This is a genomic window from Mangrovicoccus ximenensis, from assembly GCF_003056725.1.
Classification (GTDB): Bacteria; Pseudomonadota; Alphaproteobacteria; order Rhodobacterales; family Rhodobacteraceae; genus Mangrovicoccus; species Mangrovicoccus ximenensis.
The window spans coordinates 18,928-35,450 of sequence record NZ_QBKZ01000002.1 but is presented as its reverse complement, the minus strand read 5'-3'; the positions used below and the strand labels follow the sequence as shown (position 1 = coordinate 35,450).

The following is a 16,523-nucleotide window of genomic DNA, read 5'->3' as shown; positions in this document are numbered from 1 at the left end:
GTGCCGGAAGGGGCGGCCCCTTTGCCTTGCGCTCAGGGCAGCGGCGCGGCCAGCGTGCCTTCGGCATCGATGGCAGAGACGATGGCGACGATCCGCCAGCCCTCTGCCGTCTCCTGCAGCACCGGCCCGCCGGAATTGCCGAAGGTCGCCTCGCAGCTCAGCCGGAGCACGCCCTGGCCGAGCGGCCGGAAACCGCAGCTCCCGGCATCGCTGAGGGCATGCGGCCGGTCCCAGCGATAGCCCAAGATGCGCACCGGCAGCTCCGATGCGGGCGCGGCCTCGGGCAGGGGCGCGATTGCGCGGCAGCGCGGCGCAGGAAGGCCTCGACCAGCGGCGGCAGCGGATCGCGGTCGGGCGCCACCACGCCGACCGGGTGGCGCTGGAGCGGAGCGGACATCGGGATGATCCGCACCGGCTTTCCCGCGGCGCTGAACTCGGCGAGCTGCCGCGGCAGGATGGTGCAGAGCCCGCGCTCGACCACCTGCGCCATCAGCACCACGGTGGAGTTCGATTCCACCACCCCCGCGGCCATCGCTCCGGCCGCCGCGAAATTGCGGTTGATGATGTGGCGGTTCTGCATGTTCGGGGTCAGCAGGCAGAGCCGCTCGCCCGCGACCTCGTCCCAGCCGATCTCGGCGCGCCCGGCCAGCTCGGCGCCCTCGGGGCAGACGAGGCAATAATCCTCCTCGTAGAGCGCGACGCTGCGGCGGCCCTGCATGGCGCCATCGAGATAGGTGACGCCCAGATCGGTTTCGAGATTGTCGAGCATGGCGAGGATGTCCTCGGAGCTTTCCGAAAGCACGGTGAAGGTCACCTCGGGATGGGCCGCGCCGAATCGCGCCGCCAGCGTCGCCGCCGCCGGCAGCGCGGTCGGGATCGAGGCGATCCGGAGCGTCCCGGACAGGCCCTTGCGCAGGGTCTGCATCTCGGCCTTCAGCGTGCGGGCATCGCCGACCATGCGGCGCGCCCAGACCAGCACCCGCTCGCCCTCGGGGGTCAGCCCGTGATAGCGCGCGCCGCGCTTGACGAGCTGCACGCCGAGCTGGCTTTCGAGCTGCTTGATCCCCGCCGAGAGGCTGGGCTGGGTGACGCCCACGCTTTCGGCGGCATGGCCGAAATGGCGTTCGCGCACCAGCGCCAGGAACATTTCCAGCTTGTCGATCACGGCCGGTCCCTCGCGCCGGGATTGTTGGGCAGCAGTTCCATGCGCGGCAGCAGGCTGTCGCGGTGGCCGAGCATCCAGTCGCGCACCTTCTCGGCCGCGCGGCTGAGCGTCTGCTCGCGCCGTTCGACCAGGTACCATTGGCGGGTCAGCGGCAGGCCCGGACAGCGCAGCGCCACCAGCCGCCCCGTGCGCAGCTCCTCGAAGACCGTGTGGCCCGAGAGCATGGCGATGCCGAGGCCGGAAATCACCGCCTGCTTGATCGTCTCGTTGGAATTCATCTCCAGCACCTCCGCCTCGCGCCCCTCGCCGGTCTCGTCCAGGTAGCGCGCAGCGAGGATCCGCGTGCCCGACCCAGGTTCGCGCAGGATGAAGGTCTGGTCCAGCAGTTCCGCGGGCCGGATGCGGGTGGCGCGGGCCAGCGGGTGGTCGGGAGCGGCGACGATCAGGTGGGGATGCGCGCCGATCGGCTCGGCGATGACGGGCGGCATCCGCGGCGGGCGGCCCATGATGCACAGATCGAAGCGCCGCTCGGAAAGCGAGGCCAGCGTTTCGGCGCGGTTACCGACATCGAGCCGCACCCGCACATCGGGCAGGTCCTTCTTCAGCCGGGCGACGATCGAGGGCGCGAAATATTTCGCGGTGGAGACCACGCCGAGCACGACCGACCCCGCAAGCCCGGCCGCGAGTGCATCTATGTGATGTATTGACCGCTCCAGCGCGGAGCGGCCCTCGCGATGCGCCAGAAGCAGCGCGCGGCCCTCGCCGGTCAGCTCGAACCCCTCGGCGCGGGACCGGTCGAAGAGCGTGCAGCGCATCAGATCCTCAAGCTGTTTCAACTGGTTGTGCACGGCCGGCGGGGTCAGGCCCAGCGCCTCTGCCGCACGGTTGATTGCCCCCTCGCGCGCCACCGCATCGAGGGCGCGAAGCTGCTTCAAGGTGATCTGGTCCAGGCGCCGCATCAAATTTTCTGACTCCTCCATCAGAATGATTAAATTTCCATAGGGCGGGAAATGGCGAATATCAACGTCAACGAAGCAAGTTGAGGAAGGGAGGCCTTGACGATGCAGACCAGTCTTGAGGCCGGCACGGGGCGCATTCCCGACGCGCTCCGCCCGCTGATGGCGGCGCTTTGCCGGGTGGCGGCGGATCTGTCCGTCCGCATCGCGGCAGGCCCGGCGGCAGGGGCGCTCGGCGCGGAAGTCGGCGAGAATGCCGATGGCGACGCGCAGAAGGCGCTGGACGTGATCGCCGACGAGGCCTTCCTGGCGGCCGTGGCCGGGACCGGAGTGCGCCACTACGCCTCGGAAGAGCGCGATGACGTGCTGGAAGTGGATCCCGGCGGCACGCTGTCACTGGCCATCGACCCGCTCGACGGCTCGTCGAACATCGACGCGAATGTCTCGATCGGCACGATCTTCGGCATTTCCCGCGCGGCGACGGCCCCGGCGGCCAGCGTGCTGCGCGACGGCCAGGCGATGATCGCGGGCGGCTACTTCATCTACGGTCCCTCGACCCAGCTGGTGGCCACTTTCGGCCAGGGCGTGCTGCAATTCGTGCTCGACCGCGCCACCGGGCAGTTCGTGCTGGCCGGGCGCCTCGAAATTCCGCCCGAGTCCCGCGAATTCGCGATCAACACCTCGAATTACCGGCATTGGAGCCGCCCGGTGCGCAGCTTCGTCGATGACTGCCTCTCGGGGCGCGACGGACCCTGCGGGCAGAACTGGAACATGCGCTGGATCGCCTCGCTGGTGGCCGAGACCCACCGCATCCTGACCCGCGGCGGCATCTTCCTCTATCCGGGCGACGCCCGCGACGGCTACGGCCAGGGGCGGCTGCGCATGGCCTATGAATGCCACCCGATCGCGCTCCTGGTCGAAGCCGCCGGCGGCAAGGCCACGAACGGCACCGAGCGGATGCTCGACCAGGTGCCGCTGAGCCTGCATGCAAGATCGCCCTTCGTCTTCGGTTCCGCCCGCGCGGTGGAGCGGGTCTGCGTCTATCACGATCTGCCGGAGGAAGAGGTCTCCGCCCTCTTCGGCACCCGCGGCCTGTTCCGCGCCTGAGCTGAGAGCAAAGACATGTCCAAGAAACACCCGATCATCTCGGTGACCGGCTCCTCGGGGGCTGGCACCACGACGGTGAAAAGCACCTTCGACCAGATCTTCCGCCGCGAGGGGATCAAGGCCGTCTCCATCGAGGGCGACGCCTTCCACCGGCTGAACCGCGCCGACATGAAGGCCGAGCTTGCCGCGCGGCTCGACGCCGGCGACCAGACCTTCAGCCATTTCTCCTACGAGGCCAACGAGCTGAAGGCGCTGGAGGAAACCTTCCGCAGCTACGGCGAGACCGGCACCGGGCGCACCCGCCACTATGTCCATGACGACAAGGAGGCGGAACGCTTCGGCGTGGAGCCCGGCAATTTCACCGACTGGCGCGACCTGGAGGAAGGGTCCGACCTGCTGTTCTACGAGGGGCTGCACGGGGCCGTCCACAGCGACGAGGTCAACCTCTCGGCTCTTGCCGACCTGAAGATCGGCGTCGTGCCGGTGATGAATCTCGAATGGATCCAGAAGATCCACCGCGACCGCGCCAGCCGCGGCTACACCACCGAGGCGGTCACCGACGTGATCCTGCGCCGCATGCATGCCTATGTGCACTGCATCTGCCCGCAATTCACCGAGACCGACGTCAACTTCCAGCGCGTGCCGGTGGTCGACACCTCGAACCCGTTCATCGCCCGCTGGATCCCCACCGCCGACGAAAGCTTGTTGGTGATCCGCTTCAAGAACCCCCGCGGCATCGATTTCCCCTACCTGACCTCGATGATCCACAACAGCTGGATGACCCGCGCCAATTCCATCGTGATCCCCGGCGGCAAGATGGACCTGGCGATGCAGCTGATCTTCACCCCGATGATCGACCGGCTGGTCCGCGAGAGCCGCCGCGCCTGAGGAGGACGCCCGATGAACGAACAGACAAGGATCACCGTCTCCGAGACCGTCATGGCCAATGCCATCCGCGTGCTCGCCATGGACGCCGTCGAGGCCGCGCAATCGGGCCATCCCGGCGCGCCGATGGGCCTTGCCGATGTGGCGACCGTGCTCTTCAACCGCTTCCTGTCGGTGGACCCCGCCGACGACAAATGGCCCGACCGCGACCGCTTCGTGATGAGCGCGGGCCATGGCTCGATGCTGGTCTACGCGATCAACCACCTCTTGGGCTATGACGACATGGGGGCGGATCAGCTGCGCGCCTTCCGCCAGATGGGCAGCCGCACCGCCGGGCACCCGGAATACGGCCACGCCAAGGGGATCGAGACCACCACCGGGCCGCTGGGCCAGGGGATTTCGACCGCGGTCGGCATGGCGCTGGCCGAAAGGATGCAGAACGCGCGCTTCGGCGACGATCTGGTGGATCACTGGACCTATGTGCTGGCCGGGGACGGCTGCCTGATGGAGGGCATCTCCCACGAGGCGATCGACATGGCCGGGCATCTGCGGCTGGGGCGGCTGGTCGTTTTCTGGGACGACAACGGCATCACCATCGACGGCTCGACAGACATCTCCACCTCCACCGACCAGCGCGCCCGCTTCGCTGCCGCGCAATGGCATGTGCAGAGCGTGGACGGCCATGACACCGCCGCCATCGCCGCCGCCATCGAGGCCGCGCGCCAAGACCCCCGTCCCTCGCTGATCGCCTGCAGGACGGTGATCGGCAAGGGCGCGCCCACCAAGGCCGGGAGCCACAAGGTCCATGGCGCGCCGCTGGGCGCGGAAGAGATCGCCGCCGCCCGCGAGGCGATGGGCTGGACCCGGCATGCCTGCCGCGACCTGTTCCAGCCGCCCCGCCGAACGCGCGCTCAGCACCAGCTCCGCGCCTTCGGCGGCCAGCGCTTCGGCCAGCGCCAGGCCCAGCCCCTCGGAGGCCCCGACCACCCAGTAGCGGCGATCCTTCAGTTCCGTCATCACCCAGCTCCCGCCGCCTCTCAGGCGGTCTTGTCCAGGGCCTCCCGTGCTGCCGCTGGGCGCATCACCGCCACCAGCTCCGCCACCTTGATCCCGAACTTGCGGAACTGGCTGCGGTTCACGATCGCCCCGTTCTCCATCACGTACATCCAGTCGGTCACATCGAGCACATGCCCGCCCGACCCCTCCGGCAGCCGCAGCCGGTAGTTGAGGCACAGGGCCGGACCGCATTGCCGTCCGTGGCCGGTGCCCACCAGATCCGGCGCCTCCGCCAGGACCGTGCCGTCCTCGCGGGCGGTCAGGGTCCAGACACGGTCCTGCGTGCTGCCGGTATGATAACGGAAGGCCTCGGTCATCGTTCCCCGGTTCCCGTCCCAATCCGCCTGCATCTGCGCAACAAATCGTGCGGCGACCCGGCCGAAGGGACCGTAGATCACGCCTTCGCAGTCGATCGGCCCGGAAATATGGCGCACGAGGTCGAAGGCCGGGCCGTCGCCGGCATAGTCCTCGGGGCGCTGCGCGCGGAACGAGGCAATGCGCGAGGCCAGCAGGACGAGGACGAGCGCGGCCACGAGGCCGACCAGGAAACTCAGGACGAGGGACATGCGGTTCTCCGGTCTTCGAGGGGAGTGGCGGCCAGCAGCGCCATCGCCGCGAGCTTCAGTCCGAGCGGCAGGAGGCCGTAGAGCAGCGCCAAGAGGAGCGAGGCGCCGGGACGCCCCTCCTCCAGTCCGGCGCGGTCGAGAAGCGGCAGCAGCACCAGCGCCGCGAGCGCCATCGAGGCCTTGCCCGCCACCGCCCAGAGCCCGAAGCCCTGCCCGGCGGAGGGCGCGATCCCGCGCAGCCCTGCGGCACCCGGCCACCTGCCATGCAAAACCGGCCTCGGCACCACAACGCCAGCCCCGGACGCACCAGCTCGGACCACGAGTAGGTGCCTCTCCGATGGACGGACCGCGCGACACGGCAAGGCCGGGCGCCACGCTCTCCGGAAATCCCGGCTTCCGGCAGCGGCGGCAACCCCACCGGGCCGCCCGCGCACCCTGCCCCGCGCCTTCCGGAACCGCGCAGCTTGATCCAGCGGCGTTCCGCAGTTGATGGCCGCCCGATCGCGTTCATCCGTCGAGAGACGCGTCACGGGGGCGGCATTCGGGAATGGCACCGAGCTTGTGCGCGTCCTCATGTCCGATCCCAAGATTGAACTCCTGTCCACGGCGGATAGCCCGCCGGTGGCACTGAAACGATGCGGACAGCGAGGTCAGGACCGCTACCGGTCCGAGGGAAAGAAGTGGTCGCGGGATGTCGCTGCGGGCCAGGGCGGAAAGGCAGTCCGCCTTCCGGAGGCTGCGTTCCTGCGGATTGGAAAGGCTCCTGTGCCGCCAAGCGCCAGGATCGCCGAGTGGCACCGCCTTGTGCCGAAGGCGTCGCCAGCGGTGCCCGGAGTTGCCCATCGCGGCGCAATCGGTCCGAGCCCGATGGGCGACGGCGCACCCGCTGGCAACTCGCCCGTTGCGATGCCGATCTCCTCGTCCTCGGGGAGCTGGGCCAGAAGTTCAGGCAGCACGGGGCTGTCGCCCTCGCGGCTGCAGGTGACTTCCACCGCCTTCATGTCGTCGGTGGCCGTGTCCATAGCCAGATGGGCTTTGCGGTGCCGACGGCGGGGGCCGTTCGTCCTGGCCAGCCATTCATCAGGTATTCGCCGCGCCGCTGGCGCCATGGTCCCGGATCGCTTCGGCGCCGGCTGAGCGCGGAAAAGCCGGAGACCGCCCAGTTCAGCCCTGTCATCTTGAGGATTGAGGTGGTCCCCGTTTCCCGGACAGTTTTGCGGAGCCCGACGAGGACGAGAAACGCGCCGATCCGGTCGACGAAGCGCTGGATGCCGGGCGCGCCGTTCCGCGCGTCGCGCCAGCGCATGCCCTCGTCGCGGTAGCGCGCCTCGGCCTCGGCCTTCACCGCGTCGAGATCGGCGGTTTCCGGCAGGTCGAGCCGGTAATCCGTGTCGAAGAGCGATCCTTCGGAGAGCAGCCCCGAGCCGTCGAGCGCCGGGGTGGCGACGATGCTGCGCGGCCCGAGCGAGAAGCCCGAGGTGCCGGCATCGGGCTCGCGGGCCAGCTCGGCCATCAGCACGAAATCCTTGGCGCCCAGCCGCACCGTGTCGCCGGGAACGAGCCCCAGCCGGTCGATCAGCACCTTCTGCATGACGATGCCGGGACGGGTTCCGTCGCCGGCCAGCGCCTCGGCCAGCGGCATCTCGGGCACCAGCGCGACATTGCCCAGAAGCGGATAGAGGCCGTCGACGCCCTTGACCTGGGTCAGCCCGCGCTCGCCCGCCGCGTTGACCGCCATCGAGCGGAAATCGACGATCTCGGACATCCGGTCCGAGACCGAGCGCATCCAGGCCTTCTGGTCCTCGGAGGCGAAGCGGTAGGTGAATTCCATCTCGGCATCGCCGCCGAGGATCACCGCGCCCTCGCGCGACAGCCCGTCCTCGATCGACAGGCGCACCGTGCCGACCGCGGCGATGGCCATGACGCCGAGCGTCAGGCAGGTGAGGAAGATGCGGAAGGCGCCGAGGCCGCCGCGCAGTTCCCGCCGGGCGATCCGCCCCGCCTGGGCGAGCCTCATTCCGCCGCCTCGCTCAGCCGGTCCTCGCCCTCGATGGCGCCGTCGGCACCCGCCGCGGCACCCGGCGGCCGATCCCGCGCAGCTGCTGGCGCAGTCCCGCATCCGCCAGGCCCAGCTTGGCATGGAGCTGCGCCGCCAGCGCGCCCGAAATTTCGCCGATCCTGTTCTCCTGCATGGCCGGACCTCCTCGCCCCCAGAGTGGCACCAACGCGCGGCCCTGTCGCCGCGCATCGCCCGGCAGGCCTTGACCTGTTGCCGGAGGGCCGCAATACCGCGGGGCAGAGGCAAGGGAACAGGCCATGCTCAACATCATCCGCCACGGCACCGTCGAGACCGGAACGCCGCTCCTGATCGTGCACGGGCTCTTCGGATCGGCCCGCAACTGGGGCGTCATCGCCAAGCGGCTGTCGGACACCCGTCCGGTCTATGCCGTCGACCAGCGCAACCACGGCGACAGCCCCTGGACGGACCGCCATTCCTATCCCGGCATGGCCGACGACATCGCCGAGGCCATCGGCACGATCGGCGGCCGCGCCGACGTTCTGGGCCATTCGATGGGCGGCAAGGCGGCGATGGTTCTGGCATTGACCCGGCCCGAGCTGGTCCACCGGCTGATCGTCGCCGACATCGCGCCGGTGGGCTACCGCCACAGCCAGATGCAATATGTCGAGGCGATGCGCAGCGTCGACCTCTCGGCGGTCGAGACCCGCAGCGATGCCGACCAGCAGCTGCGCGCCAGCGTGCCGGAACTCCAGATCCGCGCCTTCCTGCTGCAGAGCCTCGACGTGAAGGAGAAGCGCTGGAAGCTCAATCTCGACGTGCTGGCCGCCGAGATGGACAAGGTCATCGGCTTCCCGCAGATCGAGGCGAGCTTCGGCGGCCCGGCCCTGTTCCTCTCGGGCGGCGCCTCGGACTATGTCACGCAGGAGTACCGCCCCGAGATCAAGGCGAAATTCCCCAAGGCGCGCTTCGTCAAGATCCCCGGCGCGGGCCATTGGCTGCATGCCGAGAAGCCGCGCGAATTCGAGGCCGCCGCGCGGGTCTTCCTCGATGCCGGTCAGGAGCCGTAGAGCGCCTTCGCCGCGACCCGGGACAGCGGCAGCGCGGCCAGCGTACCGGCTGCGGCGGCCGAGAGGATCGCCGCCGCGCCCTTGGTCCCGGCGGCCAGCGCGATCACCGCGCCGGTCCCGGCAAGCGTCGGGACGATCAATCCGCAGAGCAACGAAGCAAGGCGCAGCATGGCAGGTCCTCCGGTCAGGCGCCTGCAGTCCCAGGTGTTTGCTCCCGGGGTATGATGGGTGAGAAATGCGCGAAAGTTGGCGACGCTTGATCAGGCCGCAGCTTGAAGGTGGCGGAGGCCGTCGCGGAACTCAACCCCGCTGATGACCTCCGGCAGGCGGTTCCGGCCGCCGCCTGTTGATTTCCGTTGAGAACTGACCCGGGCAGCCCGGAAATTTCCACTGAGAACTGACCCATGTTTGAACTCGCCCCCGACTTGATCATCGGGGGTCAACGGAGTGATCGACATGGCATTTCTGAGCGTGATCCGACGCTGGGCATTGAGGGACCAGCTCTCGATCCGGGAGATATCCCGGCGTACCGGGCTATCCCGGAGCGAGGCGCGCGCCGCCACCGGTCCGAGGCCGCGCCGAGCGATCCGCAAGTATCCCAGGGCCGGGACCGTGGATCCGCCGTTCCAAGTTCCCGAGCGGCCGAGCAAGCTGGACCCCTACGCGGAAAAGCTGGCGGCCTGGCTGAAGACCGAGGCGGGCAAGCCGCGGAAGCAGCGGCGAACGCCGAAGCAGCTGCACGCCGAACTCGCCAGCCTGGGCTACGAGGGCTCCCATAACCGGGTGGCCGCCTTCGCGCGGCGCTGGAAGGAGGCGCGGCAGCGCGAGAGCCAGAGCGCCGGACGCGGCACCTTCGTGCCGCTCGCCTTCGAGCCCGGCGAGGCCTTCCAGTTCGACTGGAGCGAGGCCATGACTCAAGAAATTGGGCGACGATCGGCGGCGAGCACACGAAGCTTCAGGTGGCGCATATCAAGCTGGCGCACAGCCGCGTTGCCATCACCGCTCGGACCGGTGGCGCGGCGATGGCAACTCCTCGTCCGGGTCCATCTGCTGCAGACCCACGAGATTCTGTTCGACGCCCACTGGCATGGCTTCGTTCGGGGCATCCTCGGACCGGTGGCGGATTGCCCCTCACCTTCGGAGGCGTCCCGCGACGGGGGATTTGCGACAGCGTTCGTTGATCCGCCATTGGTCCGAGGAGTTGCCGACGAGGCGCCATCGGTCCGATCCCGCCGGCGACGGACGCGAAGACGGCGGTGGACCGGGTGGGCAAGGGCAAGGCGCGGCAGGTCAACGCCCGCTTCCCGAGCATGGCAAGCCACTACGTCTTCGAGCCGGAATTCTGCAATCCGGAGGCTGGCTGGGAGCGGGGCATTATGCGCCATTGGTTCAAGCAGTTGCCAGCGGCTGCGCCACCGGTCCGAGCGCCGCTGGTGACGGCGAGCGGACAGGTCGAGAAGAACGTGCAGGACGCCCGCCACCGGATCCTCCAGCTGGTGCCGCCGCCCATTGGGCTCGGACCAATGGCGCCACAATGGGCAACTCCCCGACCTGGCGGCGATGAACGGCTGGCTGGAACAGCGCTGCATCGAGCTCCGGGGAGAGACCCGGCATGGCACGCTGCCGGGCAGCATCGCGGATGCCTGGGCCGCGGAGAGGACAGCGCTGATGCCGCTGCCGACGGCCTTCGACGGCTTCGTCGAGCAGAGCAAGCGGGTGTCGCCCACCCGTAGCCCGGCAGGCGATTGCGGGCAATCGCCGAGAGGGGGCCTGATCACCTTCGAGCGCAACCGCTGCAGCGTTCCGTGCTGCGGGCTTTCGCGGCGCCACAGGCGCCACGGTCCCTGCGCACCCTTCGCCAACCGCCCCGTCAGCCTCCGGATCCACCCCGGCCGCCTTGTCGTCGTGCCGGAGGCACGCCTGTGGCGTGACGCCGCCGAGGGGCAGATCCTCTGCGAGCATGGGCGGCTGATCCAGCGCTCCCACCATCTGCCGAACCGGACCATCTACGGCTGGCGGCACTGCCTCGCCGTCATCCGGAGGAAGCCTGGCGCGCTCCGGAGTGAGCCATGTGGTCGCCACCGGTTCGAGACCCATGGCGAACGCTCCCCTCGCGGAATTGCCCGACGCCGTCCGGACCCTCCAGCATCAGCTGCCGAAGCGGCCGGGCGGCGACCGGGAGATGGCCGATATCCTGGCCCCGGTGCTGCAGCCCGACGGGGCTGCCGTGCTCCGCGCGGTGGAAATGGCCCTGGAGGCCGGCGTCCCTGCCAAGACCCATGTCCTGGACCTCCTGCACCGGCTGACCGGTGCCGCGCCCAGCCTGCCCGAGGTCACGCCTCCGGAGGCGCTGGCGCTGTCGAAGGAGCCCAAGGCGGATGTCGGGCGCCATGACGGCCTGCGCGGCAGGGAGCAGGAGAGCCGCAATGCGTCATGGTCCGGCCAGCGGCGCGATCGCCGTCATGGCTCGCGCAGCCTGAAGATGTACGGCATGGCGTCGTGCCCAAGGCACGCCTGCGGCGTGACCGGTGGACGATCTGATGAGCCAGGGCGCGCCAGCCTTCGAGGCATGAGGAGGATCAGGAAACGATCCGGGGGATCGTTTCCCCGACGATTGAACCCCGATCCTGTCGCAGCTGCTCAAGGCAGGGCGCGCGGAACGCGAGGTCCGCTCCATCGCCTGCCACATGAAGGCCGCGCGCTTTCCGGCCTGCAAGGACATGGCCGGGTTCCGCTTCGAAGCCAGCGAAATCGGCGAGGCGCTCGTGCGACAGCTCCACCGCTGCCCTCGCCAGCGGTCTCGGACCGATGGCGACACGCTGGCTCGATCCTCGACGGCGCCCGCAATGCCGTCCTGATCCGCTGCCCGGCAGGGTATCGCGTAGCAATGCCCGAGAGGGGGCGGGCCCGGCACGGGAAAGACGCAGGTATCCACAGCTCGCCGGGTCCGATGCCACGGCTGGCCGCCCTCGCCGCCGGGATGCTTGCCGCCGGCCTCGGACGGTACGCGCGGGCGCGGATCGGCGGGCAGACCGGCGACGTGCTGGGCGCGGTGCAGATCTGCAGCGAAATCTGCCTGATGCTGGGGGCGCTCACGCTGCTCGCCCCGGGCGGCTGATGTCCGCCGATATGTCCATGCAATATATGGGGGGCCTGGCGCAGTTGCCGGGCAACCCTGCTCCGGGCGGCGCGAAGGCCGCCCACCCCGCCGGACTGCACAATTTTTCACGATCTGCTTACTGATTGTACACAATCGCAAAAAGCGCAGGCAGTCGCGACTTATTTCGCACGGTCCGGCACCTGCCCCCGCGCTTCGCAGTTCCGTTGCATGGCCCATGTTGCGAAGCCTCCTGCGCAGGCGCCCCGAGCGGGCGCCGCCAACAGGGGGGCGGTCCGCAGGGACCTGCTTCCGCAGACAGGGACGGCGGGGGGACAACGGCGCGACAACCGACAGTGCGGAAACTGCCGGCCGAGCCGTCCCAATTTCAGGGGAAACCGTTAGATGACCAAATTCACCAAGACGCTGCTCGGCTTCGGCACGGCCGCCATGCTGATGGGCTCCACCGCGATGGCGCAGGAAGACACGATCAAGGTCGGCATCCTGCACTCCCTCTCGGGAACGATGGCCATTTCCGAGACCACGCTGAAAGACGCCATGCTGATGCTCATCGACGAGCAGAACAAGAAGGGCGGCGTCATGGGCAAGCAGCTCGAGGCGGTCGTCGTCGACCCGGCCTCCGACTGGCCGCTCTTCGCCGAGAAGGCGCGCGAGCTGATCGAGGGCAACGGCGTCGACGTGGTGTTCGGCTGCTGGACCTCGGTGTCGCGGAAATCCGTCCTGCCGGTCTTCGAGGAGCTGAACTCGATCCTGTTCTACCCGGTGCAGTACGAAGGCGAGGAATCGCAGCGCAACGTGTTCTACACCGGCGCCGCCCCGAACCAGCAGGCGATCCCGGCGGTCGACTACCTGATGGAGAACGAGGGCGTGGAGCGCTGGGTGCTGGCAGGCACCGACTACGTCTATCCGCGCACCACCAACAAGATTCTCGAGGCCTACCTGAAGGACAAGGGCGTGGCCGAAGAGGACATCATGATCAACTACACGCCGTTCGGCCATTCCGACTGGCAGACGATCGTGTCCGACATCAAGGAATTCGGCTCGGCCGGCAAGAAGACCGCCGTGGTCTCGACGATCAACGGCGACGCCAACGTGCCGTTCTACAAGGAACTGGGCAACCAGGGCGTCTCGGCAGAGGACATTCCCGTCGTCGCCTTCTCGGTCGGCGAGGAAGAGCTCTCGGGCCTCGACACCGGCCCGCTGGTCGGCCACCTGGCGGCCTGGAACTACTTCATGTCGATCGACACTCCGGAGAACGACGAGTTCATCGAGGCCTGGTGGGAATTCACCGGCAACGAGGACCGCGTCACCAACGACCCGATGGAAGCCCATTACGTCGGCTTCAACATGTGGGTGAAGGCCGTCGAGGCCGCAGGCACCACCGATGCCGACGCGGTGATCGCGGCGCTGCCGGGCACCGAGGCGCCGAACCTGACGGGCGGCATCTCGACCATGCTGCCGAACCACCACATCACCAAGCCGGTCTTCGTCGGCGAGATCCAGGATGACGGCCAGTTCGACGTCGTCTGGGAAACCGAGGAGCTGGTGCCGGGCGACGCCTGGTCGGACTTCCTGCCGGAATCCGCACCGCTCAAATCCGACTGGGTGGAGCTGAACTGCGGCAACTACAACACCGAGACCGAGACCTGCGGCGCCGAGTGACCGCGTCCTGACCTCACGCGGCGGCTCCCCCCGGGCGGGGGGCCGCCCTTCCCTGTTCCGCCGGAGGCCCGCCCCATGCGCCTGCTGACCCGCCTGTTGCCGTCCATCGCGCTCTGCCTCTGGGCCTCGCTCGGCCTCGCGCAGACCCTCGAAGAGCTGGTCCCGGCGCTGCCGGAGGGCAGCTATGACGACCGCGCCGCAGTGGTGGCGCAGATCGCCGCGACCGGCGACGACCGGGCGCTCCGGGTGCTCGAAGTGCTGCTCGAAGGCGATCTCGAAGTGCTCGACTCGAACGGGCGCGTGGTCGCGGTCCGCTCCGAGGGGCGGGACGACTTCGCCGCCGATATCCTGACCGGCGAAGACTATGGCGAAATTCCGTCGCGCGGGTCCGAGCGGATCCGGGTGAACAACAGCCTGCGCCGCGACATCCGCACCGCGATCGGCACGATGACGCTGCGTCACCCCGACCCGGCCCGCCGCCGCATGAGCCGGGCGAAGACCCGTTCGCCACCGCCGCCGGGGCGGCGCGCCACGAGATCCTGCGCCCGCTGGCGATCTCGCCGGTCCGCTGATGCGCGAAGGGCCGGCATGTCCGCCGGCCCTTCGCCCCTCTCAGCCCATCAGCTCGGGCAGGAACAGGATCAGCTCGGGGAAGGCCAGGATGATCCCGATGATGACGATCTCGCCGACGAGGAAGGGCGTCACGCCGCGGAACACCGATTGCAGCGGGATGTCGGGACGGATGCCGCTGACCACGTAGCAATTGAGCCCCACCGGCGGCGTCACAACCCCGACCTCGATCAGCTTGACCAGCAGGATGCCGAACCAGATCGGGTCGTAGCCGAGCGCCGTGACAGCGGGGAACACCACCGGCAGGGTCAGCATCATCATGCCGAGCCCGTCGAGGATCATCCCCAGCAGCAGGTACATCACGATGATCCCGGCCATGATCGCCCAGCGGGGCATGTCGAGCCCGGTGACCCATTCGGTGACCTCGCCCGGCAGGCCGGTGAAGGCGAGGAAGCGCACGAAGATCATCACGCCCCAGATCACCATGAAGATCATCACCGTGGTGCGCACCGTGTCCAGGAGCCCGTCGCGGAAATCGCCGAGGCCGATGCGCTTCCACAACGCCATGCAGAGGATGATCGCGGTGGCCACGCCTGCGGATTCGGTGGGCGTCATCCAGCCGAGATAGATGCCGCCGAGGATCACGCCGACCACCGCGAAGACGCCGCTGACCTGCGGCAGCGCCCGCAGCTTCTCGCCGAAGGTGGTCGACGGCTCCAGAGGCGCCAGCCCGGGCTTCATCTTCACCACCACGGTGATCACCACGAGATAGACGATGATCGAGATCACCCCCGGCACCAACCCGGCCATCAGCAGCTTCGCCACCGACTGCTCGACGATGATGCCGTAGATCACCAGGATCGCCGAGGGCGGGATCAGCGCGGCCAGCGTGCCGCCCACCGCCACGACGCCGGCGGCCAGGCGCCGGTCATAGCCGCGCGCCTCCATCTCGGGCAGCGCCAGCCGGGTGAAGACCGCCGGGGCGGATGCGGATCCGCGCGGTGTCCTCGGCGGCGGGCTTCGGCAAGCGCGCCAGCCTGGTGCGCGAGGTCGGGCTCGCCATGGACGAGGCCGCCGACCAGGAGGCGGTGATCCTCTGGCCCGCGCCCGAGGACTGGGAATTCCGCGTCTCCCGCGCCGCCGGGGAACTGGCCGCCTCGCATGGGGTGGGATCGGTGCTGACCATCCCGATGATCGCGGGCAGCGAGATCACCGGCGCGCTGACCTTCGAGCGCCGCCGCGACATGCCCTTCACCGCACGGGACGTCGAGGTCTGCGACGCGGTCGCCGCGATTGCCGGGCCGATCATCGAGGACCGCCGCAAGGACAGCCGCTGGCTGCCCGCCAAGATTTTTGCCAGCCTGCGCCGCGGACTGGCCGCCCTCGTCGGCCCGCGCCATTTCGGCGCCAAGCTCGCCACGCTCGGCGTCGCGGCGGCGGCGGCGGCGCTCTATCTCCTTCCGGCGGAATATGACGTGACCGCCCCGGTGCGGCTGGAAGGCAAGGTGCAGCGCAGCGTGATCGCGCCGTTCAACGGCTATCTCGCCGCGCAGGCGGCGCGGGCGGGCGACCAGGTGACGGAAGGGCAGATCCTCGCCGTGCTCGACGAGAAGGATCTGGCGCTGGAAAAGCTGCGCCTCGCCACCGCGCGCCAGCAGAAGACCCGCGAGCTCGACCGCGCCATCGCCGCGCGCGAGGTTGCCGAAGCCTCGATCATCCGCGCCCAGCTGGAGCAGACCGATGCGCAGCTGGGCCTGGTCGGGGAACAGCTGGCCCGCACCCGGATCCGCGCGCCTTTCGACGGCTACGTGGTCGAGGGCGACCTGAGCCAGTCGGTCGGCGGCGCGGTGGAGCGCGGCCAGACCCTGTTCCGCATCGCCCCCCTGGACGGGTTCCGCGTCATGCTCGAGATCGACGAGCGCGACATCGCCCAGATCGCCCCGGGACAGCAGGGCAGCCTGCGCCTCTCGGCCTTCCCCGACGAGCCGCATGGCTACCAGGTCGAACGCATCACCCCGCTGGCGCGGCAGGGCGAGGGGCGCAACTTCTTCGTCGTCGAGGCCGCGCTGGCCGAGGGCTTCGAGCGGGCGCGTCCCGGCATGGAGGGCGTGTCGCGCACCGAGATCGGCGAACGGCGGCTCGGCTGGGTGCTGTTCCATGACCTTGCCGACTGGGCGCGGCTCGCGCTCTGGAGGTGGCAGCCTTGAAGACCCGCAGCTGGCGCGCCTCGTCCTGGTACCGCGTCGCGGGGTTCCGCCCGCGGCTGCGCGCGCATGTCCGCATCCACCGCCATCTCTACCGCGGCAAGCTGTGGTTCGTGCTGCAGGACCGGCTGTCTGGGCGGTTCCACC

The 16,523-nt window shown here is 69.2% G+C and carries 14 protein-coding genes and 5 pseudogenes; 9 read left to right on the top strand and 10 right to left on the bottom strand.

The annotated features are described in order from the left end of the window. Positions 1–32 precede the first annotated feature (32 nt). Genes C7T91_RS32275 through cbbR form a run of 3 tightly spaced genes read right to left on the bottom strand, consistent with a single transcriptional unit; the run spans position 33 to position 2,124 of the window. Positions 33–170, bottom strand: coding sequence for a hypothetical protein (locus C7T91_RS32275; RefSeq protein ID WP_161555771.1), 138 nt, complete (start codon positions 168–170; stop codon positions 33–35). Continuing rightward, on the bottom strand, positions 158–1,165 hold the full coding sequence (locus tag C7T91_RS06480; RefSeq protein WP_108258566.1) for a LysR family transcriptional regulator: 1,008 nt from the start codon (positions 1,163–1,165) through the stop codon (positions 158–160). The genes C7T91_RS32275 and C7T91_RS06480 overlap by 13 nt, the downstream gene beginning before the upstream one ends. Then, positions 1,162–2,124 (bottom strand): LysR family regulator CbbR, encoded by a 963-nt coding sequence (gene cbbR / locus C7T91_RS06475; protein WP_108258565.1) that lies wholly within the window; start codon positions 2,122–2,124, stop codon positions 1,162–1,164. Before cbbR ends, C7T91_RS06480 begins: the two co-directional genes overlap by 4 nt. A gap of 102 nt (positions 2,125–2,226) precedes the next feature. On the opposite strand from cbbR, the gene C7T91_RS06470 reads away from it, so the two are divergent. From C7T91_RS06470 to C7T91_RS06460, 3 genes and pseudogenes are all read left to right on the top strand, one after another. Then, complete coding sequence (locus C7T91_RS06470) at positions 2,227–3,228, top strand: class 1 fructose-bisphosphatase (RefSeq protein ID WP_108258564.1); 1,002 nt, start codon at positions 2,227–2,229, stop codon at positions 3,226–3,228. A 15-nt stretch (positions 3,229–3,243) separates the two neighbouring features. Further along, positions 3,244–4,116 carry a phosphoribulokinase gene (locus tag C7T91_RS06465; protein WP_108258563.1) on the top strand — a complete coding sequence of 291 codons (873 nt, stop codon included), beginning with the start codon at positions 3,244–3,246 and terminating at the stop codon, positions 4,114–4,116. A 12-nt stretch (positions 4,117–4,128) separates the two neighbouring features. After that, positions 4,129–4,975 (top strand): annotated as a pseudogene (locus tag C7T91_RS06460) (1-deoxy-D-xylulose-5-phosphate synthase N-terminal domain-containing protein); the annotation flags it as partial. 175 nt (positions 4,976–5,150) lie between these two features. Here C7T91_RS06460 and C7T91_RS06455 read toward each other — a convergent pair. The 5 genes and pseudogenes from C7T91_RS06455 to C7T91_RS32270 all read right to left on the bottom strand — a co-directional run bounded on the left by C7T91_RS06455 (position 5,151) and on the right by C7T91_RS32270 (position 7,927). Continuing rightward, positions 5,151–5,735: a DUF3833 domain-containing protein gene (locus C7T91_RS06455; protein WP_108258562.1), complete on the bottom strand. Its 585-nt coding sequence runs from the start codon at positions 5,733–5,735 to the stop codon at positions 5,151–5,153. Then, complete coding sequence (locus tag C7T91_RS06450) at positions 5,720–6,004, bottom strand: hypothetical protein (RefSeq protein ID WP_108258561.1); 285 nt, start codon at positions 6,002–6,004, stop codon at positions 5,720–5,722. The genes C7T91_RS06455 and C7T91_RS06450 overlap by 16 nt, the downstream gene beginning before the upstream one ends. Positions 6,005–6,645: 641 nt before the next feature. Then, positions 6,646–6,820: pseudogene (locus tag C7T91_RS39130) on the bottom strand (IS5/IS1182 family transposase); the annotation flags it as partial. Between the two features lie 134 nt (positions 6,821–6,954). Continuing rightward, positions 6,955–7,752 (bottom strand): annotated as a pseudogene (locus C7T91_RS06440) (ABC transporter permease); the annotation flags it as partial. A gap of 13 nt (positions 7,753–7,765) precedes the next feature. After that, complete coding sequence (locus C7T91_RS32270) at positions 7,766–7,927, bottom strand: hypothetical protein (protein ID WP_161555770.1); 162 nt, start codon at positions 7,925–7,927, stop codon at positions 7,766–7,768. A gap of 124 nt (positions 7,928–8,051) precedes the next feature. On the opposite strand from C7T91_RS32270, the gene C7T91_RS06435 reads away from it, so the two are divergent. Then, on the top strand, positions 8,052–8,822 hold the full coding sequence (locus C7T91_RS06435) for an alpha/beta fold hydrolase (RefSeq protein ID WP_108258558.1): 771 nt from the start codon (positions 8,052–8,054) through the stop codon (positions 8,820–8,822). Here C7T91_RS06435 and C7T91_RS06430 read toward each other — a convergent pair. Further along, the gene (locus tag C7T91_RS06430) at positions 8,810–8,992 is read right to left on the bottom strand and encodes a hypothetical protein (RefSeq protein ID WP_108258557.1); all 183 of its coding nucleotides are present in this window, start codon (positions 8,990–8,992) and stop codon (positions 8,810–8,812) included. The genes C7T91_RS06435 and C7T91_RS06430 overlap by 13 nt on opposite strands. 286 nt (positions 8,993–9,278) lie before the next feature. On the opposite strand from C7T91_RS06430, the pseudogene C7T91_RS39125 reads away from it, so the two are divergent. The 4 genes and pseudogenes from C7T91_RS39125 to urtA form a co-directional block, all read left to right on the top strand. Next, a pseudogene (locus C7T91_RS39125) lies at positions 9,279–10,195 on the top strand (hypothetical protein); the annotation flags it as partial. A 1,053-nt stretch (positions 10,196–11,248) separates the two neighbouring features. Further along, positions 11,249–11,608: pseudogene (locus C7T91_RS40335) on the top strand (hypothetical protein); the annotation flags it as partial. Between the two features lie 101 nt (positions 11,609–11,709). After that, complete coding sequence (locus C7T91_RS37750; RefSeq protein ID WP_108258553.1) at positions 11,710–11,940, top strand: adenosylcobinamide-GDP ribazoletransferase; 231 nt, start codon at positions 11,710–11,712, stop codon at positions 11,938–11,940. 384 nt (positions 11,941–12,324) lie between these two features. Further along, complete coding sequence (gene urtA, locus C7T91_RS06395) at positions 12,325–13,602, top strand: urea ABC transporter substrate-binding protein (protein WP_108258552.1); 1,278 nt, start codon at positions 12,325–12,327, stop codon at positions 13,600–13,602. A gap of 612 nt (positions 13,603–14,214) precedes the next feature. On the opposite strand, the gene C7T91_RS06390 is transcribed toward urtA, so the two are convergent. Then, on the bottom strand, positions 14,215–15,120 hold the full coding sequence (locus tag C7T91_RS06390; protein ID WP_108258551.1) for a TRAP transporter large permease: 906 nt from the start codon (positions 15,118–15,120) through the stop codon (positions 14,215–14,217). Between the two features lie 38 nt (positions 15,121–15,158). On the opposite strand from C7T91_RS06390, the gene C7T91_RS06385 reads away from it, so the two are divergent. Then, positions 15,159–16,379, top strand: a complete 1,221-nt coding sequence (locus C7T91_RS06385; protein ID WP_108258550.1) for an efflux RND transporter periplasmic adaptor subunit — start codon at positions 15,159–15,161, stop codon at positions 16,377–16,379. The last annotated feature ends 144 nt before the right edge of the window (positions 16,380–16,523 follow it).